Origin of the sequence: Pseudomonas sp. R4-39-08, from assembly GCF_003852275.1 — a bacterium.
Taxonomy (GTDB): Bacteria; Pseudomonadota; Gammaproteobacteria; order Pseudomonadales; family Pseudomonadaceae; genus Aquipseudomonas.
Genome location: NZ_CP027733.1, coordinates 566178 through 592602 on the forward strand (window position 1 = coordinate 566178; position 26425 = coordinate 592602).

Genomic DNA, 26425 nt, shown 5'->3' on the forward strand with positions numbered 1-26425 from the left:
GTGAGCACAGTCAGTGTGGGAGGGGGCTTGCCCCCGATAGGCCCGCCCAGGCGCTGCGTTCAGAACTGATACTCCGCCCCCGCCCCCGCATACCATGACCGCCCCGGCGCCGCTTCGTAGTAGCGACCATTGCCGTCCCCCACGATCACCGATCCCACGTACTGACGATCCAGCAAATTATCCAGGCGCAAGGTCTGGTGAAAGGTCCAGTGCTCTGCCTTTTGCTCGAACCGCGCGCGCCAGTTGAATACGTTGTAGCCCGGTGCGGCGTGTTGGCGGTTGGTGTCTTCGACGTAGACTTTGCTGCGGTACATGCCTTCGAGGGCGGTACTGACCCAGTCGCGCGGTTTCCAGTTCAGTTCGGTGAACAGCGTGCTTTGCGGTACGCCGGGCAGGTAGTTGCCTTTGTCGATAGTATTCGCGCCGCTGACAAAGTCGCTGTCGTAGGTCGCTTGCAGGCGTGTATAGGCGAGGCTGGTGCTCCAGTGTTCGCTGAGCTGGCTCTCCACGCTCAGTTCGAAGCCGCGACGCAAGGTTCGGCCAGCGTTCTGGTAGCTGGTGCGGCCACCGATGGATTGCTGCACGACCAGTTCGTCTTCAGTGGTGATCTGGAACACGGCGGCGTTGACGCGGGTGTTGGCCAGTTGAGCCTTCAGGCCTATTTCGTATTGCGTGCTTTCAGACGGCTTCAAGCCAAAGTTGAAGCCTTCGACATTGCCTGGTGCATAGGCCAGCTCGGCCTGGGTGGGGGTTTCGAAGCCTTTGCCTGCGCTGATGTAACCGTGCAGGTCGGGCGTGAACGCGTACATCACGCTCATCGATGGGGTGTTCTTCTGGTAGGTCTTGTTGCCGCTGGCGTCGCCATTGCTCAGGAACTGATCGTCGACGTCCATCTGCATGGTGCTATGGCGGATGCCGGCTTGCAGGGTCCAGCGGTCGAGGGCCCAGTTGGCCTGGATATAGGGATCGAGGCTGCGAGCGGTGTCGATTTCGTCGCGGCGTAGCTGGCCTTTCACGCCCAGGGTGTTGCCGCTGTAGTTCTGATAGCCGTGGCGGCTGTCTTCGCTCTGGTCGAAGTCCAGGCCGGTGATGATCATCAACTCGCCCGGCGCGCGTTCGATGGGCTGCATCCAGCGCACGCTGCCACCGTAGAACTTGCGGTCGAATTGCACGACGCCACCGCCACGCTCGTTCGCGGGCGTGCCCTTGGGGATCGACAGGTATTGAATCACGCTGCGCCGCCCGGTGTAGGCGTTGACCTGCAAGGTCGCCTCGCCAAAGTACCGTTCGTAATTCATGCCCAATTGCTGATGATCGATACTTTTACGTGTGTTGTAGGTCAGCGCATTGGCACTCACCGAACGTGGATCAGCCTTGTATGCCGCCAAGGTCTGCCCCAGCGGATCTTGGGTGCCATTCTGTTCCAGGCTGCTGTAGATCAACGCCAGCTTGCTGTCGTCATCCGGTTGGAAATTGAGCTTGGCGAACGTCTGGTCGCGGCGCGCACTGCTGTGGTCGCGATAGCCGTCGGTGTCCATGCGCGAGGCGTCGAGCACGAAGCCGGCGCCGTTGGCCGCACCTTCGGCGGTGAGATGGTTTTTGTTCAGCCCGTCGCTGCCGACCAGGGTTTCGGCACCGATGCGCGGTGGGCCCTCGCCGTCGCGGGAGAACATCTGGATCACCCCGCCGGCGTTGCTGCCATACAGCGTCGCGGCGGGGCCGCGCAGTACTTCAACGCGTTCGGCGGTGTCGAGGTTGAAGGTTGCCGCCTGGCCCTGGCCGTCCGGGGTGCTGGCGGGAATCCCGTCGGCCAGCAGCTTGATGCCGCGCACGCCGAAGGCTGAACGGGCGCCAAAGCCACGGGAGGAGATTTGCAGGTCCTGCGCGTAGTTCTGGCGGTTCTGCACCACCAGGCCGGGCACACGGGACAAGGCTTCGGAGGCGTTGATGCCGAGTTGGCCGTCGCTGATCTGTTCGCGGCTGATGCCGTCGACCGAGTAGGGCAGGTCAAAGGTGGGGCTGGCGCTGCGCGCACCGGTGACCACGCTGGGGTCGAGGATCAGCGGCGCATCGTCGGCCTGGGCGGTATTGACCAGGCCCAGGAGCAGGGCCAGGCAAGCGGGGGTAGATGAGTTCATGAACAGGTCGGGTCCGTGGCGCCACCCGACTCAGGTGCGCGGGTGCAAATATCGCAAGTTTAACGATTCAGCCTGGGAATTGCCGAGTTCCTTGCCGTTGGGCCGAATGAGAGGTTTCCTACACCATGCAGCGGCTATGGAAACCTGAGTCGGCGGGCTCTAGGGTGCTAGATTTTCGGTCCTCTCAATAAGAAAGAAGAAGCAAATATGTGGAGCCTTATCGTGCGGTTATCGGTGCTGCTGGGAATATCGTTGCTGATGGGCGGCTGCGGTACCGCGACCACTGTGCTGCGAGGTGATGACGTCACTGTTCGCGATCTCAGGGGCAAGAAAACCTATTGCCAGTCTGTTTCACGCATCTACAGCGGCGTGGCGTATGACCTGTGTGTCCTGCACGGGCCGCCCAATTCCGCAGGCGGACTCTCGCTGAACGGTATTCCGTGGGCCATTCTCGATGTGCCCGTCTCCGGAGTGCTGGATACGCTCGTCCTGCCCTATACCCTCTACCGGCAAAACGCCGACGGTAACCTTGAGCTTCGCTAGCCCTTGGCGCTAACAGCTTCCTAGTGCTTTTAAGCTATAATCCCGCCCTTTAGCTGTTTCCCGCCCGTGCGGGAGGCACACTTTTTTCAGGCGCGACCCGCCTGCATGCAGACTAAAAGAGGCTAGACCCCAGTGGCATTGACGATTCTTGGCCTGTCCGGCGCCCTTAGCCATGATCCTTCCGCGGCCCTGTATATCGATGGCAAGCTGATCGCGGCCGCCGAAGAAGAGCGCTTCGTACGCGACAAACATGCAAAGAACCGCATGCCCTACGAGTCGGCGAAGTTCTGCCTGGAGCAAGCGGGCATCAAGCCTTCCGACGTTGACGTGGTGGCTATTCCGTTCGCTCCGATCAGCTTGTTCGGCGAAGCGCGCTGGCACTATGCCAAGCGTTACTGGTACGCCCCGGACCGCGCGCTCGACGCGATCCTGATGGGCAACCGCCGCTACAAGCGCTATCGCAACAAGATCGTCTGGTGCCTGGAGCAACTGGGCTTTGATCCGAAGAAAATCAAGATCGAACCGGTTGAACACCACCTGGCCCACGCCTCCAGTGCCTACCACTGCTCCGGCTTCCAGGAAAAAACCGCGATCCTGGGCATCGACGGCAAAGGTGAATACGCCACCACGTTCTTTGGTTACGGCGAAAACGGCAAGATCCACAAGATCAAGGAATTCTACGATCCGGACTCCCTGGGCGGCCTCTATGGCGCGATCACCGAGTTCCTCGGTTTCGAGATGCTCGACGGTGAGTTCAAGGTCATGGGCATGGCGCCTTATGGCGATGCCAGCAAATACGATTTCTCGCGCCTGGCCTCCTTTGAAAATGGCGAGTTGGTGATCAACACCGATTACGCCAACGTCATCGGCCTGCGTCGCTATAAAGAGAAGGGCAAGGGGTTCTACTTCTCGCCAAAACTGATCGAGTGGCTGGGGCCCAAGCGCGAAGGCGATATTGCCGACGAGCCGTACATCCACTACGCGGCCAGCATGCAGGCACTGTTCGAGAAACTGGCCTTGCAGATGATCGACCATTACCTGGGCGACATCCTCAAGGACACCGGCAAGCTGGCCTTTGCCGGCGGCTGTGCGCTGAACGTGAAGCTGAACCAGAAAATCATTGCCCGCGATGACGTCAAAGAGCTGTTTGTGCAGCCGGCGTCCGGCGATGCCGGCACTGCCGTGGGTGCGGCCGCCTATGTCTCCCACGCCCGTGGTGTGCCGGTGGAGAAGATGGAGCATGTCTATCTCGGCCCGTCCTATAGCAACGAAGACGTCATCGCGGCGTGCGCCAAGCACGCGAGCAAGCCGAACTGGCGCAAGATCGAAAACATGCCCAAGCGTATCGCCAAAATCATGGTCGATGGCAACCCGGTGGCCTGGTTCCAGGGCCGCATGGAGTTCGGCCCGCGTGCCTTGGGCGGTCGTTCGATCATCGGTTGCCCCAGCGCCACCGGCGTGGCCGACCGTATCAACCACCAGATCAAGTTCCGCGAGCGCTGGAGGCCTTTCTGCCCGTCGATGCTCGACACCGTGGCCCCGCAGATGATCAAGGTCGATCACCCGGCGCCGTTCATGACCTTCACCTTTGAAGTCTCGGAAGAATGGAAAACCCGCGTGCCGGAGGTGGTGCATGAAGACGGCACCTCCCGTGCCCAGGTGCTCAAGCGCGAATACAACCCGCGCTACTACGACATGATGAAAGAGCTGGAAGTCCTGACCGGCAATGGCGTGTCCCTGAACACTTCGCTCAACCGTCGTGGCGAAGCGATGATCTGCTCGCCAACCGACGCACTGAACATGTTCTTCGGCTCCGACCTGCAGTACCTGATCATGGAAGACATCCTGGTGGTCAAGGATGGCGTGGACCCCTATGACGCCGTGGTTTAAATGCTGAACCGCTTGCGGGGCTGGCGTGAACGTGGCTGGACGCCTGTCGAGGCCGAGGTTTACGCCCAGGCCTGGCAGCGTTACGGCGGCAGTGTGGCGACCCATCCGCAGGTCATCGAACGCTTGGCCGGCCTGGCGCAGCTTCCGGTGCGCTACCTGGGTTGGGAGCAGGACGGCGAACTCAAGGGGGCGATTGCCACCTGGGGGCGCGACCTGGCCCTGTCCAAGGACGTACTCAAGCGCACCGGCAGGAAGGGCCTGTTTGACCTGGGCAATGCCGAGCTCATCCTGCCGATTGCCGCCGATGCGCAGGTACCGTTGCGCCACCGTGGGCGTTACTTGTCAGCGCTGAACGAAGGGCGCATCAGCACCCTCAAGCCCCAGGCCGAGCAATTGGCCATGGCGCGCACCCCTGAAGAACTCTCGAAAAAGTTTCGCTACAACCAGCGGCGTGAGTTGCGTTTGCTGGAAGAAGCGGGTGGCGTGGTGCGGGCGGTCAACGAGTTTTCCAGCGTGGAACTGGCGGCGATCTATTGCGACCTGTTCCAGCGCCGCTGGGGGTTCCCGGCGGCCGGCGCGGCGCGCTTGGCCGAGGTGCTGGAGCTGCTCAAGGAGTTTCTGTTCGGTTCGGTGCTGTTTCTCAACGACGCCGCAATCGCTGTGCAGTTGGTGTATCAGGTGCAGTCCCGCGAATGGTTCAGCGCCGAATACGTCAACGGCGGTGTCGACCCTGAAACTCGCGCGTTCAGCCCCGGCAGCGTGTTGAGTTTCCTTAATACCCAAAGTGCCTGGGAGCAGGCGCGTGCGGCCGACAAGTCGCTGCGTTTTTCCTTCGGGCGCGCCGACCGCGAATACAAGGAGCGCTGGTGCAACCCGGTGCCGGTGTTCAGCGTATGAGCCGCAAACAGCAACTGCTCAAGCGCCATCGGCGCAACAAGCGCATTGCGCTGTTGATAGGCTTGCTGGTGCTGATCGCGACCGGTGTGCTGGTGGCCTGGTGGCTGCCGCCGATCCTCGCGGTGCTGCTGTGGGCGGCCCATGAAGCCTGGTTTGCCGACCACCTGTTCTACTCGCCAAAAGACCCTTATGCGTACGCCTTCCCGGCCGGCAGCGAACAGCCCGGTTTGCGTCTAGAGGCAGGACGGCTATTGCTGGAAGCGCCGTTGGCGGCCGATGAAACCCTGATCGTTGGGGTTGAGTTGAAAAGCTCATGGCTAGGGCGCTTCCTCGACCCGGCGTTGGACGTGCTGGGCCTGGACACACCGGACCGGCAAGTCTTCGAACGGGGTGTCGCCGGGCGGCGTTATCTCAACCTGACCGGCGCCACTGAAGCACTTGCGGCGGGCAATATCGTCTTGCGCGGACGTTTTTGCCGGGTCGAGGGCCAGCCGACGCTATGGCGTTTTCGCCAACCCGACTATCGCCAGCAACGCGTAATGGTGATCGCCCCCCACGCCGACGATGCCGAGCTGGCCGCGTTCAGCCTTTACAGCCAGGCGACACAAAGCTGGATCGTGACCCTGACCGCCGGCGAAATCGAAGCCGAGCATTACCAGCACATGGGGTTGCCCAAAGCTGAGGCGGCGCGGCTCAAGGGTCGCCTGCGCGCCTGGGACAGCGTTGCCGTGCCGCGTTGGGCCGGTGTGCCCGAGGCGCAGTGCGTGCAACTGGGTTATTTCTGCATGCAATTGCAGGCCATGCAGGCCGCGCCGGATCAGCCTCAGGCCTCGCGCGAAGCCGACTTGGCCGATACGCGACTGTTCCGTCAATTCAATAGCTTTGCTTTGCCCGGGGATGTGGACGGCGCGCCGACCTGGCACAACCTGATCGGCGACCTGCGCGCACTGCTGCTCAAGGCGCAGCCCCAGGTGATCGTGTTGCCCACGCCGTTGCTCGACCCGCACGCCGATCATATCTGCGCCCATGCGGCGGTGCTTGAAGCGTTGCAGGGCCTGGCGTGGCAGCCCGACACATTGCTCGGCTACGCCAATCACCTGCATGATAACGACCGCTGGCCAATGGGCGATTCCGGGGCCGGGGTGGCGCTGCCGCCGCATTTCGATGCCGCCGTAGCGCTGGTCCCGTGCAGTTTCACCCTGACCTTGCGCCAGCAGCAGGACAAGGCCATGGCCCTGGGCATGATGCATGACCTGCAGCCGCGAGCGCCGTTCAAGCGTCGCGTGCGCAAGTGGTTGCAGCAGGTGCTGGCGGGCCGTAGTCCATCGCCTTATGGCGAGAACGAATTCTTTCGCAAGGCCGTGCGTCGTCACGAGCTGTTGTGGGTCCTTAAGCAGGACTGAGACCCTATCGAAGGCAGGCCGGCATGGGCCTGTCGCTGTTTTTTACCGGGCCGTGCGCCCGTAGCCAGATCGCTGCATGGAGAGTTATGAAGCCGCGTTTCAAGGTTTTGCAGTTACAGCCGGACTACAACGTCAAGACCCATGATTTCGCCGACCTGGGTGAGCAGATCGTCAAATCCCTGCCGGTTGAGCGTTTCGAGGTGACCTCCGGTTTTCTCAGTGGGCGTCCGCAGCCAGGCCAGCCCTTGAGCGTGGCCGAGCACTCCCACTATTTCGAGTTGCCGGAGAAGTCCCTCAAGGGCATCCGCTTTGGCGCCATGTGGCAGATCTACAAGTATTGCCGCGAGCAGAAATTCGACGTGGTCATCTGTAACCGCTTCAAATCGGTGAACATGATGCTGTCGCTCAACCGTTGGCTGAAGATCCCGTTGTGCATCGGCATCTCCCACGGTTTCGGCGAGTATGCCCGTGGCTATCGCCGGCGCCAGACCCGGCGTTGGGTCAGCCCGGCCTGGCGGTTCGTCGGTGTGTCGGAGGCGGTGAAGGACTACCTGGTGGACCTCAACTGCGGGTTCACCCGCGAGAACACCACCTATGTGACCAACGCGATCGATATTCCCCAGGCAGAAGCTTTGCAACTGTCCCGCGAGGACGCCCGCCAAGCCCTGGGCCTGCCGATGGACGCGCGCATGATCGGCGCCCTCGGCCGCCTGGTGCCGATCAAGGGCCACACCCATTTGCTGCAAGCCTTTGCCACCCTCAAGGACAAATACCCTGAGGCGCAGGTGGGCATCATTGGTTCCGGGCGTGCCGAAGCCGATCTGCGCGCCGACATCGAGCGCCTGGGCTTGACGGGCCGTGCGCATTTGCTGGGCTTTCGCGAAGACGGCATGAAGTACGTGCGCGGCTTCGACATCTGGACCATGCCATCGCTGTTCGAAGGCCTGGGCCTTGCGCTGCTGGAAGGCATGAGCGGCCACTTGCCGGTGATTGCGTCCAACGGCCCTGCGATGCTGCCCCTGGTGCAGGGCGCGGGCGGCTTGTCCCATGACCCTGGCAATGTCGAGCAATTGGCCGAGGCGCTGGATACCTATCTGGCGCTGAGCGATGAGCAGCTGCGCGCCAAGGGTGAAGAGGTGTTCCGCTATCTGGAAGCCAACCACACCCTCGACGAGTTCAAGCACAAGTACCTGACCCTGATTGAAACCGGTTTGCGTGAAGTAGGTAGAGCATGAATCAGCAGCAACCCCTGGTCTCGGTGATCATTGCTTCCTATAACCATGCCCGGTACATCGAGCAGAGCATCCTCAGCGTGTTGGGGCAGACCTACCCCCATATCGAGTTGCTGGTGGTCGACGATGGTTCCAAGGATGACAGTGTCGAGCGCATCCGGCGCCTGCAGGCCGAGCATGGCTTTGATTTCCAGGTGCAACAGAACCAGGGGCTCAGCGCCACCCTCAACGGCGCGATCGCTCGCGCCAAGGGCAGCCTGATCGCACCGTTCGGCTCGGATGACATCATGCTGCCGGACCGTATCGCCACTCAGGTGGCGTATATGGAGGGCAAGCCGAAGGTGGGCATGTGCGCCGGCAACATCGAGCTGATCGATGGCGATGGCAACCTGCACCCGGAGAAGAAGCAACGTCGCGATGTGCCGTTTCGCAGTCTCGATTTTGACGACATGTTCATGGACCGCAAGCCGTTCCCACCGGCGCCCACCATGCTGATTCGTCGGGACGTGCTCGAGGAGGTCGGCGGTTTCGACCCGCAGATTCCCCTCGAGGACCTGCTGATCCAATTGAAGATCACGGCGGCGGGCTACACCATCGACGCCCTTGACGTGGTGATGGCGCAGTATCGGCAGCACGGCAGCAACACCTACAAGAACCACCGCTACATGATCCAGAACATCCTCAAGACCTACGCCAAGTTCAGCGACCACCCGGCCTATGACGCGGTGCGCTACAACTTCCTGAACTCGATGTTCTTAAAGACCGCCCAGCGCGACCGGCCGCTGGCGCGCGAGATTCTCAAGCAGATTCCGCTGAAGTTCTGGGGCCGCAAAACCTTGCGCGGGTTGGTGCGGCTCTACCTGGCACCGCTCAAAAGCTGAAACGGCGCGACCCATGTAGGAGCGAGCTTGCTCGCGAAAAACTCAAGGACACTGCGGGCACCCTGAATGCCCGCGTTATCGTTGACGATCTTCGCGAGCAAGCTCGCTCCTACAGATGCTTATCGACTGGACGGGCCAGGCTCTGTACCTGCTCGCGAATTTTCGCAGTGGCCGTTGGGCTCGCAACGGTTGCGTAGCCCTTCACCAGTTGCTCGAAGTGCGTTTCGAACAGCCAGTTGCGGTCCTGCGGATAGCGTTGCATGTGGCGCAAATTACGCTGGCGCAATGCGTAGCGCAGGGGCGACGGGAAGATGCGCAGGTCGGCGACGTCAATCAGGCCGAACTCACCGTCGTCCATCAGCAACACGTTGCCCAGGTGCAGCGAACGGAAGTACACGCCGCGCTCATGCAATTGCGCCATGAACCGACCAAAACGCTCGACCAGCGATTCGCGCAGGCTGCTGTCCAGGCTTTGCAGGGCCTGGCGCAGGGTCAGGCCGGGCAGGGGCGTGTAGGCCACGGCGCTGCTGGCATCGGGCAGGGAGTAGAGCCCGAGAATGTGCGGTGCGGGGATGCCCAGGGTGCGCAATTGCTCGCTGTTGCTGGCAAAGCGCTCGGAATACGGGTTGAAGCTACCGGAGGTGTACCAGCGGCGTGGGCGGAACAGCTTGAGGAAGCTGCCATCTTCCAGGCGCAAGACCTTTGGCCCGAGGCCATCGGCTTCGATTACATGGGCATTGCTGCACAGCTGGTCGAATGCCTGAGGCTTGATCGATTGCACAGGCATGCGCAGCAGACTGCGGTGGCGCTGGGCGACGCTCAGGCCGGCAATGATTGCCAGCGGGATCCACAGCAGGAACCAATGCTCCTTGGGTCGCGACAGGATGCCACCGCCTTCGGTCAGGCCGGCACCGATGCCGTAGGCCAGCAGCGACGATGCCAGGATAAACAGCGGTTGCGCGCGTTGCTGCAGGCTCTTGTACAGGGCCCAGCCGAGCATGAATATCCACGGGATGAAGCCAATGATGCCGACGTAATAGAGCACGCCAAGGGCAAAGCTGTGGGGTTCGCGCAGTTGGTAGCCGTCTGCCAATGTCAGGTACAGCTCGGAATTATAGCTATGGCCGATCCAGGGACGCTCGGCGATAAGCTGCAGCGACATGCTCCATAGCTCCAGGCGGAACGAGCTGCCGCGCGAAATAATCCATTCGGGATAGAACACTACCAGCACGGCCGCTCCCACCACCGTACCGGCGATAAGCAGCACCGAACGACGGTTGCGGCTGATTAAAGCCATCCACCCAATCGCCAGTATCAACGCCACTAATGGGGTACGTGAGCCGGTTGCCAGCACCGCCATAGTCATGATCGCCAGGGCCGGCACGCTGAACCACAACACTTTCAGGCGCTGGGTCGTCATGCACACGTACAGCCAATACACCGTGAAAAAGCCGAACAGGTGAGAGCTGAGCAGCGGATTGTCGAGGGCGCCAAGGCCGCCGATCATGCGCGTGCCAGGTTGGTAGCCCTTGGCGAACGCCATCAGGTTGGCCAGGCACACCACCAGCGCAATCACTGCGGCGCCGAAGAAAATCGGCTTGAGCAACTCGTTGCGGTAATGCAGCAGCAGCGCGCAGCCGCCAAACAGCATGAAGGTGTTCAGCGGACGTTTGAAAAAATCGGTGTCGGTGCTGTGCTCGGGGCTCCAGAGCAGGCTGGTCAAGGCCCAGGCGCAGAACGCCAGGAACGCCAGAGCGATAGGTTCGCGCAACAGGTCCTTGAGTTCCCGGGGACGCATGCACAACAGCAACAAGGTGGGCACGCTGAACAGGATGTAGAAAACCCGGTGCAGTACGTTACGGTTGCCGACAAAGAACAGCGCACTCAAGAGCAACAGCAAGCCAACAGGCAAAATCCACAGGACCAGGAAGTCGAAAACGCGATTTGAGCCATAGATAAGGCGCTTTGAGTGCATACGATAAAGCCATTCCAGAAAGAGAAAGCCGACCATCTTAAGGTAGTGGCTATGTAATGTCGCCCGTCTGATCCAACCGGGCTGCGGGTTACGCCGGGTGCAAGTACAACAGAGAAGCTGTGCTAAAGTCAGCCTCCTTTTTCAAAACGCCGCGTGATATGACCGACTCCAGTCCGAGCGCAAGCCCTTCGAGCTTGAAAATATACTTCCGCCTGCTCAGTTACGTTAAGCCTTATATGGGCTTGTTCGCGTTGAGTATCCTTGGATTTCTGATTTTCGCGTCGACCCAACCGATGCTGGGTTACATCCTCAAATACTTCGTCGACGGCCTGTCCAACCCCGAAGCCGTGCTGTTTCCGACCGTGCCTTTCCTGCGCGACCTGCAGCTGCTGCAGGCGGTGCCGCTGCTGATCATTCTGATCGCGGCCTGGCAAGGCCTGGGCTCATTCCTGGGCAACTACCTGTTGGCCAAGGTCTCCCTGGGGCTGGTCCACGATTTGCGCGTGCAGTTGTTCAACAACCTGCTGACGCTGCCAAACCGTTACTTCGACAACCATAACTCCGGCCACCTGATTTCCCGCATCACCTTCAACGTGACCATGGTCACGGGGGCGGCAACCGATGCCATCAAGGTGGTGATCCGCGAAGGCATGACAGTGATATTCCTGTTCGCCTCGCTGCTGTTCATGAACTGGCGCCTGACGCTGGTGATGATCGCCATCCTGCCGTTGATTGCGGTCATGGTCAGCACGGCCAGCAAGAAATTCCGCAAGCAGAGCAAGAAGATCCAGGTGGCCATGGGTGACGTCACCCACGTCGCCTCGGAAACCATCCAGGGCTACCGCGTGGTGCGCAGCTTCGGTGGCGAGGTCTACGAGGAAAAAAGATTCTTCAAGGCCAGCCAGAGCAACACCAACAAGCAATTGCGCATGACCCGCACCGGGGCGATCTACACGCCGGCGCTGCAACTGGTGATCTACTCCGCGATGGCGGTGCTGATGTTCCTGGTGCTGTACCTGCGAGGCGATGCGTCGGCCGGTGACATGGTGGCTTACATCACCCTGGCCGGTTTGTTGCCCAAACCGATCCGCCAACTGTCGGAAGTCAGCTCGACTATCCAGAAAGGCGTGGCCGGTGCCGAAAGCATTTTCGAACAGCTGGACGAAGAGGTGGAGGTCGACCACGGCACCCTCGAGCGTGAAAAAGTCAGCGGCCGCCTGGAAGTGCGCAACCTGAACTTCACCTACCCGGGCACCGAGCGCCATGTGCTCAAGGACATCAGCTTTACCGCCGAGCCTGGGCAGATGATCGCCCTGGTGGGGCGCTCGGGCAGTGGCAAGTCGACCCTGGCCAGCCTGATCCCGCGGTTCTATCACCACGAAAGCGGTGAAATCCTGCTCGACGGCATCGAGATCGAAGACTACAAGCTGCTCAACCTGCGCAAGCACATTGCCCAGGTGACCCAGCACGTGACCCTGTTCAGCGACACCGTGACCAACAATATCGCCTACGGTGACCTGGCCGGCGCGCCCCGCGAAGACGTCGAGGCGGCGGCGGCAGATGCCAACGCCAGGGACTTCATCGACCAGTTGCCCAAGGGCTTCGATACCCAGGTCGGCGAGAACGGCGTGCTGTTGTCCGGCGGCCAACGCCAGCGCCTGGCGATCGCCCGTGCCCTGCTCAAGAATGCGCCTGTGTTGATTCTCGACGAAGCCACCTCGGCCCTCGACACCGAGTCCGAGCGGCATATCCAGGCCGCGCTGGACAAGGTCATGCAGGGCCGCACGACGCTGGTGATCGCACACCGCTTGTCCACCATCGAAAAGGCTGACCTGATCCTGGTGATGGACGACGGTCGGATCGTCGAGCGCGGCACCCACGGCGAACTGTTGGCGCAGAACGGCTATTACGCCCGCCTGCATGCCATGGGCCTGGATGCGCCGGTACCGGCCGATATCACCTGATCTGAAATACGCACACATCTACTGTGGGAGGGGGCTTGCCCCCGATAGCGAAGTGTCAGCTTGCAGAAGTGCTGGCTGATACAGCGCCATCGGGGGCAAGCCCCCTCCCACATTTGCCCTGCGCTATATTCGGCGTCGCGCCAGTCGCAAGCCAGCGCAAACCCTGTGCTAATATCGCGCCCCTGTTCATTTTGTATGTGGGTTGCTCCATGAAGTTGTCCATGCCGCGATTCAATCAAGCCCCTGTCTTGGTGGTCGGCGATGTCATGCTCGACCGTTACTGGCATGGTGGTACCTCACGGATTTCCCCTGAGGCGCCGGTACCGGTCGTCAAGGTCGAGCAAATCGAAGACCGTCCAGGTGGCGCTGCCAACGTCGCCCTCAATATTGCCGCGCTCGGCGCCCCGGCCTCTCTGGTGGGTGTGACCGGTGACGACGAAGCGGCCGACAGCCTGGCCAACAGCCTGCGCGGGGCGGGCGTGCGCGCATTATTCCAGCGCATCGCTCATCAGCCGACCATCGTCAAGCTGCGAGTCATGAGCCGTCACCAGCAATTGCTGCGCATCGATTTCGAAGAACCCTTCGCCACCGACGCCCTGGCCCTCAATAGCCAGGTAGAGGAGTTGCTCGAAGGCATCAAGGTGCTGGTGTTGTCTGACTACGGCAAAGGCGCCTTGAAGAACCACCAGGTGCTGATCCAGGCCGCCAAGGCCCGCAACATTCCGGTGCTGGCCGATCCCAAGGGCAAGGACTTCTCGATTTATCGGGGCGCCAGCCTGATCACGCCAAACCTCAGCGAGTTCGAAGCCGTCGTCGGTGGTTGCGCCGATGAGCACGAGCTGGTGAGCAAGGGCGCGGCGCTGATGGCCGATCTTGAGCTTGGTGCCCTGCTGGTGACCCGTGGCGAGCACGGCATGACCCTGCTGCGTCCAGGCCATCCGGCGATGCACCTGCCGGCGCGTGCGCGAGAAGTGTTCGACGTCACCGGCGCCGGTGACACGGTGATTTCCACCCTGGCCGCGTCCATCGCCGCCGGTGAGGAGCTGCCCCACGCCGTGGCCCTGGCCAACCTGGCGGCGGGCATCGTGGTTGGCAAGCTGGGCACCGCTGCCATCAGCGCACCCGAGTTGCGTCGCGCCATCCAGCGCTCCGAAGGCTCGGAACGCGGGGTGCTGGGGCTCGAGCAATTGCTGTTGGCGATTGACGACGCTCGCGCCCACAACGAAAGCATTGTCTTCACCAACGGTTGCTTCGACATCCTGCACGCCGGCCATGTGACTTATCTTGAGCAAGCGAGCGCCCAGGGCGATCGCCTGATCGTCGCGGTCAACGATGACGCGTCCGTCAGCCGCTTGAAAGGCCCTGGGCGCCCGATCAATAGCGTCGACCGGCGCATGGCGGTACTGGCGGGTTTGGGTGCGGTGGACTGGGTGATCAGTTTTTCTGAAGGCACCCCGGAAAACCTGTTGGCCCAGGTCAAGCCAGACGTGCTGGTCAAGGGTGGTGACTATTCCGTCGACCAGGTAGTGGGTGCGGACATCGTCAGTGCCTACGGCGGCACGGTCAAAGTGTTGGGGCTGGTGGAAAACAGCTCGACCACCGCGATCGTCGAGAAAATCCGCAATAACGAATAAAGCCTGTAGCCGCTGGGCTCGCGCCTAGCGGCTGGTTTTCTTCGGCACGATCTTGCGCAGCATCTGCTGCGCCTTGCCGGTCAAGCGCTTAAGCTTCGACTCTTTTTCCGGTTCTGCCAGGCCTTGCTGGCGCAGCCAGTCCTTCCAGCGAATCCGCTCATCACGCACCAGCCAGCCCTCCTGCTGGGCGAAGCTTTCGGCCAGGTACAAACCACGCGTGCTCGCCGGGTACAACTGATCTTTCTTGACCGTGTAGAGCTCGGCCAGCGGCTCGCCGTCTTTGAGCGGCATCAAGTACAGATCCGGACGCTGTCGATCCAGGCGCGCCACCAGTTGGTCACCTTCCAGGCGCTCATCCACATGAAACAGGCTCAGCGACTTGGCCTCCTTCGGCACTTCCAGGCGCAGATCGTAAATCAGCTGCAGTGACGCCGTCGGCAGGTGCACATAGGCCCGTGGGCGCTCGATCAACTGGGTGGTCGCGCAGCGCACCGGGCGCGCGGCGCCGGACAGCGGGCTCAGGCGAAACGGCAGGGCTTCACGGTAATGCAGCGCGGCGGAGTAGGGCGCCGGCAGCCACGTGTCGTTGAAGCGCCCGCCGAGCCAGCCTTCCGGAGTTTCCAGCAAGCACTCTTCGGCAATTTCCTGGATGGCGGTATGCAGCGGCAGGTTCAGTTCATGGGCCGGGACGTAGCCGGAGATCAGCTTGAGCACCACATCGCCGCGATCCTGGCGCCGCTGGCGCACCAGTACCCAGTAATCCTTGTTTTGCCAGTGCAGCGTCAGACGCACCGAGACGCCGAGGTTCGCCAGCTCCAGAGTGAAGCGTTCTGCGTCGGGCACCTCGACCGGCTTGCGCCGTTGCAGGGTCTGGGCGAAGTTGAGCGGCATGCCGACGCTCTGGTAGCTCAGGCCTTCTGGGGTGGCTTCTACGTGCAGCGGCAGTGTCTTGAAGTTGCTCGGGTTCTTTCTTATGAGCGTACGCGGCATGTCGGCTCCTTTTTGCGACGGGGTCGGCCGCGTGGGCGGCATCAGAGTTGACGGATGACTCGGGCAGCGGTTGCCACGTTATGGGCCAGGTGCAGCGGATTAATGGTCCCGACAATAGCACTGGCGACGCCCGTTTGCGCAAACAACAACATGAAACTGGCCTGAATTGGATCCATTCCAGGCTCCAGGCACACGTGGCCGCTGGCCAGGGCTTTTTTCACCAGGATGCCCTTGCCATGGGCCGCCGCGTATTCAATGACGGCTTTTTCAGCTTGTTCGTTCAAATTGTAAGTGACCATTGCGCAATCACCCTGTTCCAGCGCCTTCACACCGCCTTCAACGGTCTTGCCGGAGAAGCCGAAACCGCGAATCTTGCCCTCTTTTTTCAGCGCCGCCAGGGTCTGGTACACCTCGCAATCGTTGAGGATATGCAGGTCGTTACCGTCGGAGTGCACCAGCACCAGGTCGATAAAATCCGTTTCAAGTCTTTTCAGGCTGCGCTCGATCGACATCCGCGTATGGGCGGCGCTGAAATCGTGGCGGGAAACGCCCGCTTCGAATTCCTCACCGACCTTGCTGACGATCACCCAATCCTTGCGCTGGTCGCGCAGCAGAGGCCCGAGGCGCTCTTCGCTGCGGCCGTAGGCGGGCGCGGTGTCGATCAGGTTTATGCCCAGCTGGCGCGCCTGGCGTAGCAACATCCGCGCCTCGTCGTCATCCGGAATCTTGAAGCCGCTGGGGTATTTCACCCCTTGGTCACGGCCCAGCTTGACGGTGCCCAGGCCCAGTGGCGACACCAGCAAGCCGGTACTGCCCAGGGGGCGATGCAGGTCGTGCAGGGTTGGCAGGCTCATGGCAACAGTTGCTCCCAGGCGGGTTGGCCGATAGCAGGCTTTGGCAGCTCGGGCAGGGGGGCGCTGGCGCTTGGGCGGATGCCATCGCGTTCCAGGCTGTTGATCACGCGGTCGGCGAAGTCCGGTGCAAGGGCCAGCTTGGTCGGCCACCCCACCAACAGGCGACCCTGTTCGGCAACGAAGGCGTTGTCGGGACGGGTCAGGCCCGATTGCAGTGGCTCGGCGCGGTTGACGCGCAGGGTGGCCCACTGGGTCTGGCTCATGTCGATCCACGGCAACAACTGGGCAAGCTCTTTCTGGGCGGTAGCGATCTGCTCTTGCGGCGTGCGTGCCACGCCGTCGGCCTCGGCGATATCGCCACCGATGTACCACACCCAGTTACCGTCGGCGGCCGGGTGGGTGGTCACGGTCAGGCGCGGCTTGGTGCCGCCGCCCAGGCAGTGGGCATACAACGGCATGAGGCCCGGGCCTTTGGCGATGATCATGTGCAGCGGGCGGGTCTGCATCGCCGGCTGGCTCAAGCCCAGGGCCGCCAGCAACTCCGCCGTGCCGGCGCCAGCGCTCAGTACGATGCGCTGGGCGCGGATGTCGCGGCCATCAACCTTCAAGCCGACCAGCGTGTTGCCGTCGAGCAGTGGTTCGATGTGCTCGCCTGCGAGCAAACCGTCACCGGCCAGGTGCGCCAGGCGTTCAATCAGGCTCGGCACGTCCACTACCAACTCCGCCAGGCGATAGACTTTGCCCTTGAAGCGGCGATCTTGCAGCGCCGGGGGTAGTTCGTCGCCCTTGACCTGATCGACGCGACCACGCACGGCCTTGCTGGCGAAAAAGCTGGTGAGATTACCGGCGAGGGTGCCGGGGGACCACAGGTAGTGGGCTTCAGAAAGCAGGCGCACGCCGGACAGGTCCAGCTCGCCAGTGCCGGCCAGGGCTTCACGCCAGCGGCGCGGCATGTCGGCAATTGCTTCGGAGGCGCCGGTGAGGGCGCCATGCAGGGCATATTTCGCGCCGCCGTGGATGATCCCCTGAGACTTCACACTTTGCCCACCACCCAGGGTCGCGCTTTCCACCAGCACCGTGGAAAACCCCTGGCGGCGCAGGCGCGCATTGAGCCAGAGGCCGGCAACCCCGGCGCCGACAATCAGAACGTCGGTGGAAATAACGGATGGCATCGGCGACCTCAATGTTCAAGACAAGAGGCGCAGTATACAGGCTGTTGAGTGGCGGTCAGTGACCGGCGGTTTTCGAGAACAGCTGAATCACCACCACGCCCAGCACAATCAGGCCCATCCCCAGCATGGCCGGGATGTCCAGCTTCTGCCCGTAGATGAACAGCGCTGCAACGCTGACCATCACGATGCCCATCCCCGCCCAGACGGCATAAGCCACGCCCACCGGCACCGTGCGCACCACCAGCGTAAGCATCCAGAACGCCACGCCGTAACCGACGATCACCAGCAACAGCGGAATCGGCGTGCTCCAGCCCTTGATGGCTTTCATGGAAACGGTTGCGATCACTTCCGAGCAGATGGCGATGGCCAGGTAACAGTAGGCGGCGTTCATGGTGCGTTCCTCAAGGTGAAGCTCGTTTGATAAGGTCGGCATTCTAGAGGTTCAACAGATGGGGTAAAGTCATTACCTATCCGAATTCAAGATAGGTTCAGCCATGAGCGTGCAGTGGGATCTGGAACAGATGCGCCTGTTTGTCAGCGTAGCCGAGCAGCGTTCGTTCTCTGCCGTGGCGCGCGGGCAACGCAAGGCGCAATCGGCCATCAGCAACGCTATTGCGATGCTGGAGGCGGACCTCGGCGTCAGCCTGTTCGAGCGTAGCAGCGGCCGCCAGCCGCGCCTGACTGAAGCCGGCAGTGTACTGCTGGAGGAGGCGCGCGAAGTGCTGCGCCAGTGCGAGCGCCTGACGGGACGGGCGTTGTCGTTGACCCGTGGCGAGGAAGCGTGCCTGCGCCTGGCCCAGGACGAGGCGATGTTGTTCCAGCCGGTGCTCGACAGCTTGGAAGCGCTGGCCGTGCGCTATCCGTTGCTTGAAGTGCAGCTGTCCAGCGCCGCTCAGGGCGATGTGGCGCGCAAGTTGGTGGAACGCCAGGCCGACCTGGGCCTGTTGTTCTACCACGACCAGATCCCCGAAGCCCTCGAACGGCGGGTGGTGGGCAGTGTGGAAATGGTCACGGTGTGCGGTGTGAATCACCCATTGGCCAAGGAAAAGTACGTGGATTGCCAACGACTGGCGCAGTTTCGCCAGTTGCTGATGTCGACCCAGACCAGCGTCTACCCCGGCAGCGAAGCCGCCAGCCCGCTGGTGTGGCGGGCCGACAGCTTCTACGTATTGGCCGAATGGCTGATGAGCGGCCTCGGTTGGGCGTGGTTGCCACGGCATATCGTGCAATACCCGACCTACCAGCAACAGATGGTTGAACTGGACAGCGAATGGACCCCGCCGGCGCTGGTGGTTGAACTGGTGTGGCGCCGCGATGAGCCCCTTGGGCCCGCCGCGCGTTTTTTGGCTGAACGTTTTGCCGAGTGCCTGCAGGCGATCGACTGAAAAAGCCGATAAACTCCGCCGCCATGAATAGAACTCTCTACAGCTGTCTGTTTTACCTCGCGCTGCCGTTGGTGGCTTTACGTCTATGGTTGCGCGCGCGCAAGGCGCCGGCCTATGCCAAGCGCGTGGGCGAGCGGTTTTCCTATGGCTTGCCGGTGATGCAGCCCGGCGGCATCTGGGTGCATGCGGTGTCGGTGGGCGAAAGCATTGCCGCCGCGCCGATGATCCGCGCCCTGCTGGAGCGTTATCCGCAGCTGCCGATGACCGTCACCTGCATGACGCCCACCGGTTCCGAGCGCATCCAGGCGCTGTTCGCCAATGAACCGCGCATTCAACATTGTTATCTGCCGTACGACTTGCCCTGCGCCGCCAAGCGTTTCCTCGACCGGGTACAGCCTAGGCTCGCGGTGATCATGGAGACCGAGTTGTGGCCTAACCATATTCACGCCTGCGCCCAGCGCGGTATTCCGGTGGCCCTGGCCAATGCGCGGTTGTCGGCGCGCTCGGCCAAGGGCTACGCCCGGTTTGCCAGGCTGACCGCGCCGATGCTGGCGCAAATGAACTTGATTGCGGTGCAGACCGAGACCGAGGCCGAACGCTTTCGCAGCCTCGGCGCGCGTCCTGAAACCGTTGAAGTCACCGGCTCGATCAAGTTCGACCTGACCGTCGACCCGCAACTGCCGGCCCGCGCCGCTGCCCTGCGCGAACAATGGGGTGCCGGCGAGCGGCCGGTGTGGATCGCCGCCAGCACCCACGAAGGTGAAGACGAAGTCGTGCTTGCGGCCCATCGCCAATTGCTTGCCAGCTATCCCAACGCCTTGCTGATTCTGGTACCGCGTCACCAGGAACGCTTTGACCCGGCCTTTGAGCGTTGCGTGCAGCAGGGCTTTGCCACGGTACGTCGTTCCAGTGGCGAGCCGGTCACCGCAAACACCTCAGTGTTGCTCGGCGACACCATGGGCGAGTTGCTGTTTCTCTACGCCTTGGCCGACAGCGCCTTTGTCGGCGGTAGCCTGGTCCCGACCGGTGGGCACAACCCGCTGGAGCCGGCCGCGCTGGGCAAGCCGGTGATCATGGGGCCGCACCTGTTCAACTTCCTGGAAATCACCGCGATGATGCGCGACGCCGGAGCATTGCGTGAGGTGGATGATGCAGACGGCTTGGCCGAGGCGGTGCGGCAGCTGTTCGAGCTGCCGCAGGATGCGCGCAGGATGGCGCAGGCGGGATTGAAGGTGATGCAGGCCAACCAGGGCGCGCTTAAGCGCTTGCTGGATGGGCTGGACAGACTGATAAGTCACTGACCCAACACCGATCCAAAATGTGGGAGGGGGCTTGCCCCCGATAGCGATCTGTCAGTTTAAATGGTTTTAACTGACACTTCGTCATCGGGGGCAAGCCCCCTCCCACATTGGTTTTGCAGTGTTCTCAAGAACCTGGGCGGGCCTTCAATTGCTCGGCGGCGGCTTTGGCCAGGTCCGGTGGCAGGAAGTCCTTGTCCGGGTTGTAGTCGGCCTTGAGGTAGCGCGTCAGGTCCTGCAGATCCCCTGGGTTCAACGTGCCCGCAGCCTGCTTCAAGCGCAGGTTGTCGAGGATGTAGTCGTAGCGGCTATTGTTGTAATTGCGCACCGACGCGTAGAGCTGGCGCTGGGCGTCGAGTACGTCGACGATATTGCGCGTGCCCACCTGATAGCCGATTTCCGTGGCTTCCACCGCGCTCTGGTTGGAGATGATCGACTGGCGGCGCGCCTGTACCTGCTCCACGTCGGTATTCACCGCGCGGTGCAGGTTGCGGGTGTTTTCCACGACCTGGCGGCGCAGGCCTTCGCGTTGCTGCTCGGTCTGGCCCAGGCGCGAGTAGGACTCACGGACCTGAGAGCTGGTCAGCCCGCCGCTGTAGATCGGAATGTTCAGACGCAGGCCGATAGTGCGCTGTTCGACGTCACCGCGATAGGGCGTGCCGAACGCATTCGGGTTGCTGAAACCCAGGGCATCGTTATCGCCTTTTTCGTACTGCGCCACCGCGTCCAGGGTCGGCGCGTGGCCGGCCTTGCGCTGCTTGAGGGTTTCCTCGGCGGCGGTGACGGCGTAGTTGCTGGCCAGCAGGTTCAGGTTCTGGCGGCCGGCGGTTTCGACCCAGGCCTTGGCATCGTTCGGCAGCGGTGGCAACACCGGCAGCGTATGGACAATGCCCTGGATCGAATTGTATTGGCGATTGGTCAGGGTGATCAGCGCCTCGAAGGCGTCTTCCACCTGGCGCTGGGCGAGGATACGGTTGGCCCGTGCCGTGTCATAGCTGGCCTGGGATTGCAGCACGTCGGTTTTGTCTGACAGGCCCACATCAAAGCGTTCATTGGATTGGTCCAACTGGCGCTTGAAGGCATTTTCTTCGGCCTTGGTCGAGGCCAGGTTGTCTTGGGCGCGCAGCACGGCGAAGTAGCTCTCGGCGCTCTGCAGGATCAGGTTCTGTTCGGTCGCCGAGAGCTGCAGCGCCGCCTGCTCGTTGGTGGCTTCGGCGGCTTGCAACTGGAACCAGCGGTCGGCACGGAACAGCGGCTGGCTCAGGGTTGCACGCCAGGAGTGCGCATCGCGATTGGCGGTGGCGGCCGGCGTGTCGATCTGGGTGCGTACGTTGTTGATATCAACGCCGCCGGTCAGGTTCGGCAGCAACCCGGCGCGAGCCTGGGGCACTACTTCCTTCTGCGCGCCGTACTGGGCGCGTGCGGCGGCCAGATCAGCGTTGTTGTCCACCGCTTCCTGATAGACGCTGACCAGGTCGGTCCTGGCAGACAAGGGCGCTTCAGCTGCCCAGACCATTGTGTGGGTCGCACAAGACACGGCAACTGCCAGTGAAAGTTTGCGCAGCATGAGTCGATCCCTGAGTAAATATTACGATGATAATTTATTGGCCAAGGCTACGGTGACCCAACTGGAGCGTCAAGCCTTGAGGCAGCTCCCGAGTGTAGTGGCCGGACCGCGGCACAACAATCCTGCAATCACGCCATTTATCATGCCCAATGCGGCGCCATTGGCAATTTGCCCACGCCATGGTCTAGACTGGCCGCGTTCTTGTCGGGGTGCCTTGTTGGAAGGCTGAGATCGGTAAATACCGGATCCCGTTGAACCTGATCAGGTTAGCGCCTGCGTAGGGAACAAGATTTCTCGTCCCCCGGCGAGTCCTCTTGTGCTTCGTCCGGGAAGTTGTTCGACAATCGAACAGCCCTCGTGCGCCAAGCACAGCACTGGTTCCAGTGCCTCCGTCCGTCACAGGTTCGCTCCGACAAACATCCACCGCCTGGAGAGTTGGAGAGCCCGTGATGAGCACAGAAATAAAAAGTACAAAACTGAAAAACACCGTGCACTTGAGTGAATCGGCCAAGGTCGACTCCGGCTCCGTGCAGCCGTTTACCCGCTCGCAGAAAATCTACGTACAAGGCACTCGCCCGGACATTCGTGTGCCGATGCGCGAGGTCAGCCTGGATGTGACGCCCACCGATTTCGGCGGCGAAATCAACGCGCCCGTGGTGGTCTACGACACCTCCGGTCCGTACACCGACCCCAACGTGATCATCGACGTGCGCAAAGGCTTGGGCGATGTGCGCTCGCCCTGGATCGAATCTCGCGGCGACACCGAGCGCCTGTCGGGCCTGAGTTCGCACTTCGGTCAACAGCGCCTGAGCGATGCCGAGTTGACCGCCCTGCGTTTCGCCCATGTAAAGAACCCGCGCCGCGCCAAGGCCGGGGCCAACGTCACGCAGATGCACTACGCGCGCAAGGGCATCATCACCGCCGAGATGGAATACGTTGCCATCCGCGAAAACATGAAGCTTGAAGAAGCCCGCGCCAGTGGCTTGCTTGACCAACAGCACGCCGGTCACAGCTTCGGCGCCAGCGTACCGAAGATCATCACCCCTGAATTTGTGCGTGAAGAAATCGCCCGTGGCCGCGCGATAATCCCGGCCAACATCAACCACACCGAATTGGAACCGATGATCATCGGCCGTAACTTCCTGGTGAAGATCAACGGCAACATCGGCAACAGCGCGCTGGGCTCGTCCATTGAAGAAGAAGTGGCGAAACTGACCTGGGGTATTCGCTGGGGTTCGGACACGGTGATGGACCTGTCCACCGGCAAGCACATCCACGAAACCCGCGAGTGGATCATCCGCAACTCGCCGGTGCCGATCGGTACTGTGCCGATCTACCAGGCCCTGGAAAAAGTCGGCGGCGCCGCCGAAGACCTGACCTGGGAGCTGTTTCGTGACACCTTGATCGAACAGGCCGAGCAGGGCGTCGACTACTTCACCATCCACGCCGGCGTGTTGTTGCGCTACGTACCGCTGACCGCCAAGCGCGTCACCGGCATTGTGTCCCGTGGCGGCTCGATCATGGCCAAGTGGTGCCTGGCCCACCACAAAGAGAACTTCACCTACACGCATTTCGATGAGATCTGCGAAATCATGAAGGCCTATGACGTTAGCTTCTCCCTCGGCGACGGCCTGCGCCCTGGCTCGATCGCCGACGCCAACGACGCCGCGCAATTCGGTGAACTGGAAACCCTTGGCGAGCTGACCAAGATCGCCTGGAAGCACGACGTGCAAACCATGATCGAAGGCCCGGGCCACGTGCCGATGCAGTTGATCAAGGAAAACATGGACAAGCAGCTGGAGTGCTGCGACGAAGCGCCGTTCTACACCCTCGGGCCGCTGACCACCGATATTGCGCCAGGCTATGACCACATCACCTCCGGTATCGGCGCGGCGATGATCGGCTGGTTCGGCTGCGCCATGCTCTGCTACGTCACGCCCAAGGAGCACCTGGGCTTACCGAACAAGGATGACGTGAAGACCGGCATCATCACCTACAAGATCGCGGCGCATGCTGCCGACCTTGCCAAGGGCCATCCGGGTGCGCAGATACGCGACAACGCGCTGAGCAAGGCACGCTTCGAGTTTCGCTGGGAAGACCAGTTCAACCTCGGCCTGGACCCGGACACCGCGCGTTCCTATCACGACGAAACCCTGCCGAAGGATTCGGCCAAGGTCGCGCATTTCTGCTCGATGTGCGGGCCGAAATTCTGCTCGATGAAAATTACCCAGGAAGTGCGTGAGTACGCGGCTAACCAGCGCATTGAAGCGGTGGATGTGGACGTGGCCAAGGGCCTGGCGGAGCAGGCGGAGCGGTTCAAGCAGGAAGGCAGTCAGCTGTACAAAAAAGTCTGAAACCCATGATCGTTCCCACGCTCCGCGTGGGAATGCATCCCGTGACGCTCGCGTCACAAAGGCGGACGCAGAGCGTCCAAAGCGGCATTCCCACGCAGAGCGTGGGAACGATCAGCCCCTCAGAGATACCCCTCTTGAACATTCAACCGAGTACCTACTCCCCCGACATCGCGGTGCCCACCGACAAGCGCGTCTTCGGCGCCCGCGACCTGTTCTCCCTGTGGTTCTCCCTCGGCATCGGCCTGATGGTCCTGCAAACCGGCGCGCTGTTGGCGCCTGGCCTGGGTTTGTCCGGCTCATTGTTGGCCATCTTCCTTGGCACCCTGGTGGGCGTGCTGTTGCTGGCATCCGTCGGTGTGATCGGCAGCGACACCGGCTTGTCCGCCATGGCCGCACTCAAGCTCAGCCTCGGTGCCAAGGGTGCCAGCCTGCCGGCGCTGTTGAACTTGTTGCAATTGATTGGCTGGGGCTCGTTCGAAATCATCGTGATGCGCGATGCCGCCAGTCTGCTGGGCACAAGAGCGTTCAGCGAAGGCAGCCTGCTGGCGAGCCCCTTGCTGTGGACGCTGTTCTTCGGCGGCCTTGCCACCTTGCTGGCGGTGAGCGGCCCGCTGACCTTCGTGCGCCAGATCCTGCGCAAATGGGGTATCTGGCTGCTGCTTGCGGCCTGCCTGTGGCTGACCTGGAACCTGTTCGCCAAGGCCGACCTCGCTGCCCTGTGGGCCCAGGCCGGTGATGGCTCGATGCCGTTTGCGGTGGGCTTCGACATTGCCATCGCCATGCCGCTGTCCTGGCTGCCGTTGATTGCCGACTACTCACGCTTCGGCAAGCGCGCCAAAAGCGTGTTCGGCGGCACTGCGCTGGGGTTCTTTGTGGGTAATTTCTGGCTGATGAGCCTGGGGGTGGCCTACACCCTGGCATTTGCGCCAAGCGGTGAGGTCAATGCATTGCTGCTGGCCCTGGCTGGTGCCGGCCTGGGTATTCCGCTGTTGCTGATCCTGCTGGACGAGTCGGAAAACGCGTTTGCCGATATTCACTCGGCAGCGGTGTCGAGCGGGATTCTGCTGCGCTTGAAGGTCGAGCACCTGGCGTTGGCTATCGGTGTGCTCTGCACCCTGATCGCCTGCTTTGCGCCCTTGGCGCAATACCAGAACTTCCTGTTGCTGATCGGTTCAGTATTTGCGCCACTGTTCGGCGTGGTACTGGTGGATCACTTCATCCTGCGCCATCGGCGCCAGGGCGCGGTGACCCTGCTGCACTGGCCGGCGCTGGTGGCCTGGCTGGGCGGCATCGCTACCTATCATCTGCTGGCCAACCTCTATCCGGATATCGGCGCAACCCTGCCGGCATTGCTGCTGGCGGGGCTGCTGCAGTTCATCCTGGGGCGGGCGGTCAGTGGCGCGCGCGCATCAGCTCAGGCTTGATCACACCGGTAAGGCGCGCATAGGGGATGGTGATTTCGATCAACCCCTGTGCATAAGGGGCGATGGTGCTCACGTTGTACTTGAGCACCACGCCGCCACTGGTCAAGGCCACGTTCGGGGTTTTCTGGAACGGCCAGTTCTTCACGAACTCCGGATCGCGGTCCATCTTGGTGTTGATCAACCAGCTGTTATGGGCAACTTTTGCCGTATTCCAGAAGGCCTGCTCCTGGCCGGGCAACAGCATGTCGGCCAGGCCCAGCTCTTTATGCAGCACACGTGAATAGTTGATGAACCCGCGGCCAGGCTCACCGTGGGCCACGCCGGTGTCCAGGTAGCTGGACACTTCGACGATCACCAGGGCGTCATGCTGCTCGCGTACCTTGGCTTGCAAATACATGCTGTGGCGGTCGGGGGATTCGCGCAGGAACTTGTCCCGGTAGGCATTCAGGGTTGCCGGTACGCTGGCGCCGGGGCTGGTGCGGGTCATTTGCAGCAAACGCTGCTCCACCAGGCTGTCGAGTTGCGGGTCGGCGGGGAAATGCACGGTATCGATGTTCACCAGCGGGCAGTCAGGGCTGCCGCAGCCGGGTTTGGTTTGCTCCGATTTGTCGGTGGTAACGTCCAGCGGCTTGAGCTGGCTGGGTTGGAACAGGCTCTGGCAGGCACCCAGGGTCAAGGCAATGCAAGCCACGGAGGCGATTTTTAAAAGCGACATGTGTGTCCTTCGTAAATCGATGGAAAGCGAAAAGAGTAGCGCTTGGACTGCCAACAGGGCCGCCAGTTCGCCACTAGACTGATTAGAGTGAGTTTGACGCCCGCCGTCT

20 protein-coding genes and 1 riboswitch are annotated in these 26425 nt (G+C 61.8%); of the genes, 12 read left to right on the plus strand and 8 right to left on the minus strand.

Annotated elements, in window-relative coordinates; all coding sequences use genetic code 11:
• Nucleotides 1–59: 59 nt before the first annotated feature.
• The gene (locus tag C4J88_RS02355; protein WP_124406123.1) at nucleotides 60–2138 is read right to left on the minus strand and encodes a TonB-dependent receptor; all 2079 of its coding nucleotides are present in this window, start codon (nucleotides 2136–2138) and stop codon (nucleotides 60–62) included.
• A 207-nt stretch (nucleotides 2139–2345) separates the two neighbouring features.
• Here C4J88_RS02355 and C4J88_RS02360 point away from each other — a divergent pair, with 207 nt between their 5' ends.
• The 6 genes from C4J88_RS02360 to C4J88_RS02385 all read left to right on the plus strand — a co-directional run bounded on the left by C4J88_RS02360 (nucleotide 2346) and on the right by C4J88_RS02385 (nucleotide 8984).
• Complete coding sequence (locus C4J88_RS02360; protein ID WP_124406124.1) at nucleotides 2346–2681, plus strand: YceK/YidQ family lipoprotein; 336 nt, start codon at nucleotides 2346–2348, stop codon at nucleotides 2679–2681.
• A gap of 132 nt (nucleotides 2682–2813) precedes the next feature.
• On the plus strand, nucleotides 2814–4571 hold the full coding sequence (locus C4J88_RS02365; RefSeq protein WP_124365589.1) for a carbamoyltransferase: 1758 nt from the start codon (nucleotides 2814–2816) through the stop codon (nucleotides 4569–4571).
• Entirely contained in the window at nucleotides 4572–5468 is an 897-nt protein-coding gene (locus tag C4J88_RS02370) for a GNAT family N-acetyltransferase (protein WP_124365590.1), read from the plus strand. It abuts the gene before it with no gap.
• Nucleotides 5465–6871, plus strand: coding sequence for a PIG-L family deacetylase (locus C4J88_RS02375; RefSeq protein ID WP_124406125.1), 1407 nt, complete (start codon nucleotides 5465–5467; stop codon nucleotides 6869–6871). The genes C4J88_RS02370 and C4J88_RS02375 overlap by 4 nt, the downstream gene beginning before the upstream one ends.
• A gap of 86 nt (nucleotides 6872–6957) precedes the next feature.
• Nucleotides 6958–8106 carry a glycosyltransferase family 4 protein gene (locus tag C4J88_RS02380; protein WP_124406126.1) on the plus strand — a complete coding sequence of 383 codons (1149 nt, stop codon included), beginning with the start codon at nucleotides 6958–6960 and terminating at the stop codon, nucleotides 8104–8106.
• A complete protein-coding gene (locus tag C4J88_RS02385; protein ID WP_124365593.1) occupies nucleotides 8103–8984 on the plus strand; it encodes a glycosyltransferase in 882 nt (293 codons plus the stop codon). The genes C4J88_RS02380 and C4J88_RS02385 overlap by 4 nt, the downstream gene beginning before the upstream one ends.
• Before the next feature lie 109 nt (nucleotides 8985–9093).
• Here the strand turns inward: C4J88_RS02385 and C4J88_RS02390 are convergent, their stop codons facing one another.
• Complete coding sequence (locus C4J88_RS02390) at nucleotides 9094–10959, minus strand: bifunctional O-antigen ligase/aminoglycoside phosphotransferase family protein (protein ID WP_124406127.1); 1866 nt, start codon at nucleotides 10957–10959, stop codon at nucleotides 9094–9096.
• Nucleotides 10960–11117: 158 nt separating this feature from the next.
• Between C4J88_RS02390 and msbA the strand changes: the two genes are divergently transcribed.
• Together msbA and hldE are read left to right on the plus strand one after the other, a co-directional pair.
• Nucleotides 11118–12923 (plus strand): lipid A export permease/ATP-binding protein MsbA, encoded by a 1806-nt coding sequence (gene msbA, locus C4J88_RS02395; protein ID WP_124365595.1) that lies wholly within the window; start codon nucleotides 11118–11120, stop codon nucleotides 12921–12923.
• Nucleotides 12924–13132: 209 nt separating this feature from the next.
• A complete protein-coding gene (hldE, locus tag C4J88_RS02400; RefSeq protein ID WP_124369361.1) occupies nucleotides 13133–14557 on the plus strand; it encodes a bifunctional D-glycero-beta-D-manno-heptose-7-phosphate kinase/D-glycero-beta-D-manno-heptose 1-phosphate adenylyltransferase HldE in 1425 nt (474 codons plus the stop codon).
• Nucleotides 14558–14581: 24 nt separating this feature from the next.
• Here hldE and C4J88_RS02405 read toward each other — a convergent pair whose 3' ends face one another.
• From C4J88_RS02405 to C4J88_RS02420, 4 genes are read right to left on the minus strand one after another with little or no spacing between them, the layout of a single operon-like run.
• Nucleotides 14582–15547 carry a metal ABC transporter ATPase gene (locus C4J88_RS02405; protein WP_124365597.1) on the minus strand — a complete coding sequence of 322 codons (966 nt, stop codon included), beginning with the start codon at nucleotides 15545–15547 and terminating at the stop codon, nucleotides 14582–14584.
• Nucleotides 15548–15588: 41 nt separating this feature from the next.
• The gene (locus C4J88_RS02410; protein WP_124369362.1) at nucleotides 15589–16401 is read right to left on the minus strand and encodes an aldo/keto reductase; all 813 of its coding nucleotides are present in this window, start codon (nucleotides 16399–16401) and stop codon (nucleotides 15589–15591) included.
• Nucleotides 16398–17573 carry an FAD-binding oxidoreductase gene (locus tag C4J88_RS02415; RefSeq protein WP_124406128.1) on the minus strand — a complete coding sequence of 392 codons (1176 nt, stop codon included), beginning with the start codon at nucleotides 17571–17573 and terminating at the stop codon, nucleotides 16398–16400. Before C4J88_RS02415 ends, C4J88_RS02410 begins: the two co-directional genes overlap by 4 nt.
• Nucleotides 17574–17628: 55 nt before the next feature.
• Nucleotides 17629–17964, minus strand: a complete 336-nt coding sequence (locus C4J88_RS02420) for a multidrug efflux SMR transporter (RefSeq protein ID WP_124369364.1) — start codon at nucleotides 17962–17964, stop codon at nucleotides 17629–17631.
• A 103-nt stretch (nucleotides 17965–18067) separates the two neighbouring features.
• On the opposite strand from C4J88_RS02420, the gene C4J88_RS02425 reads away from it, so the two are divergent.
• Nucleotides 18068–18958, plus strand: a complete 891-nt coding sequence (locus C4J88_RS02425) for a LysR family transcriptional regulator (RefSeq protein WP_124406129.1) — start codon at nucleotides 18068–18070, stop codon at nucleotides 18956–18958.
• A gap of 23 nt (nucleotides 18959–18981) precedes the next feature.
• Nucleotides 18982–20259: a lipid IV(A) 3-deoxy-D-manno-octulosonic acid transferase gene (waaA, locus tag C4J88_RS02430; protein WP_124406130.1), complete on the plus strand. Its 1278-nt coding sequence runs from the start codon at nucleotides 18982–18984 to the stop codon at nucleotides 20257–20259.
• Nucleotides 20260–20383: 124 nt separating this feature from the next.
• Here waaA and C4J88_RS02435 read toward each other — a convergent pair whose 3' ends face one another.
• Nucleotides 20384–21823, minus strand: a complete 1440-nt coding sequence (locus C4J88_RS02435) for a TolC family outer membrane protein (RefSeq protein ID WP_124406131.1) — start codon at nucleotides 21821–21823, stop codon at nucleotides 20384–20386.
• Between the two features lie 195 nt (nucleotides 21824–22018).
• A riboswitch (TPP riboswitch) is annotated at nucleotides 22019–22124 on the plus strand.
• Nucleotides 22125–22272: 148 nt separating this feature from the next.
• Here C4J88_RS02435 and thiC point away from each other — a divergent pair.
• Together thiC and cytX are read left to right on the plus strand one after the other, a co-directional pair.
• Entirely contained in the window at nucleotides 22273–24177 is a 1905-nt protein-coding gene (gene thiC, locus C4J88_RS02440) for a phosphomethylpyrimidine synthase ThiC (RefSeq protein ID WP_124402873.1), read from the plus strand.
• Between the two features lie 134 nt (nucleotides 24178–24311).
• Nucleotides 24312–25601, plus strand: coding sequence for a putative hydroxymethylpyrimidine transporter CytX (cytX, locus tag C4J88_RS02445; RefSeq protein WP_124406132.1), 1290 nt, complete (start codon nucleotides 24312–24314; stop codon nucleotides 25599–25601).
• Here cytX and C4J88_RS02450 read toward each other — a convergent pair.
• The gene (locus C4J88_RS02450) at nucleotides 25570–26316 is read right to left on the minus strand and encodes an RsiV family protein (RefSeq protein WP_124406133.1); all 747 of its coding nucleotides are present in this window, start codon (nucleotides 26314–26316) and stop codon (nucleotides 25570–25572) included. The two genes, cytX and C4J88_RS02450, sit on opposite strands and share 32 nt — an antisense overlap.
• Nucleotides 26317–26425: the final 109 nt, after the last annotated feature.

Coding starts and splice junctions, on each gene's coding strand:
- C4J88_RS02355 (WP_124406123.1), bottom strand. CDS start 2,138: ATGAACTCATCTACCCCCGCTTGCCTGGCCCTGCTCCTGGGCCTGGTC.
- C4J88_RS02360 (WP_124406124.1), top strand. CDS start 2,346: ATGTGGAGCCTTATCGTGCGGTTATCGGTGCTGCTGGGAATATCGTTG.
- C4J88_RS02370 (WP_124365590.1), top strand. CDS start 4,572: ATGCTGAACCGCTTGCGGGGCTGGCGTGAACGTGGCTGGACGCCTGTC.
- C4J88_RS02375 (WP_124406125.1), top strand. CDS start 5,465: ATGAGCCGCAAACAGCAACTGCTCAAGCGCCATCGGCGCAACAAGCGC.
- C4J88_RS02380 (WP_124406126.1), top strand. CDS start 6,958: ATGAAGCCGCGTTTCAAGGTTTTGCAGTTACAGCCGGACTACAACGTC.
- C4J88_RS02385 (WP_124365593.1), top strand. CDS start 8,103: ATGAATCAGCAGCAACCCCTGGTCTCGGTGATCATTGCTTCCTATAAC.
- C4J88_RS02390 (WP_124406127.1), bottom strand. CDS start 10,959: ATGCACTCAAAGCGCCTTATCTATGGCTCAAATCGCGTTTTCGACTTC.
- msbA (WP_124365595.1), top strand. CDS start 11,118: ATGACCGACTCCAGTCCGAGCGCAAGCCCTTCGAGCTTGAAAATATAC.
- hldE (WP_124369361.1), top strand. CDS start 13,133: ATGAAGTTGTCCATGCCGCGATTCAATCAAGCCCCTGTCTTGGTGGTC.
- C4J88_RS02405 (WP_124365597.1), bottom strand. CDS start 15,547: ATGCCGCGTACGCTCATAAGAAAGAACCCGAGCAACTTCAAGACACTG.
- C4J88_RS02410 (WP_124369362.1), bottom strand. CDS start 16,401: ATGAGCCTGCCAACCCTGCACGACCTGCATCGCCCCCTGGGCAGTACC.
- C4J88_RS02415 (WP_124406128.1), bottom strand. CDS start 17,573: ATGCCATCCGTTATTTCCACCGACGTTCTGATTGTCGGCGCCGGGGTT.
- C4J88_RS02420 (WP_124369364.1), bottom strand. CDS start 17,964: ATGAACGCCGCCTACTGTTACCTGGCCATCGCCATCTGCTCGGAAGTG.
- C4J88_RS02425 (WP_124406129.1), top strand. CDS start 18,068: ATGAGCGTGCAGTGGGATCTGGAACAGATGCGCCTGTTTGTCAGCGTA.
- waaA (WP_124406130.1), top strand. CDS start 18,982: ATGAATAGAACTCTCTACAGCTGTCTGTTTTACCTCGCGCTGCCGTTG.
- C4J88_RS02435 (WP_124406131.1), bottom strand. CDS start 21,823: ATGCTGCGCAAACTTTCACTGGCAGTTGCCGTGTCTTGTGCGACCCAC.
- thiC (WP_124402873.1), top strand. CDS start 22,273: ATGAGCACAGAAATAAAAAGTACAAAACTGAAAAACACCGTGCACTTG.
- C4J88_RS02450 (WP_124406133.1), bottom strand. CDS start 26,316: ATGTCGCTTTTAAAAATCGCCTCCGTGGCTTGCATTGCCTTGACCCTG.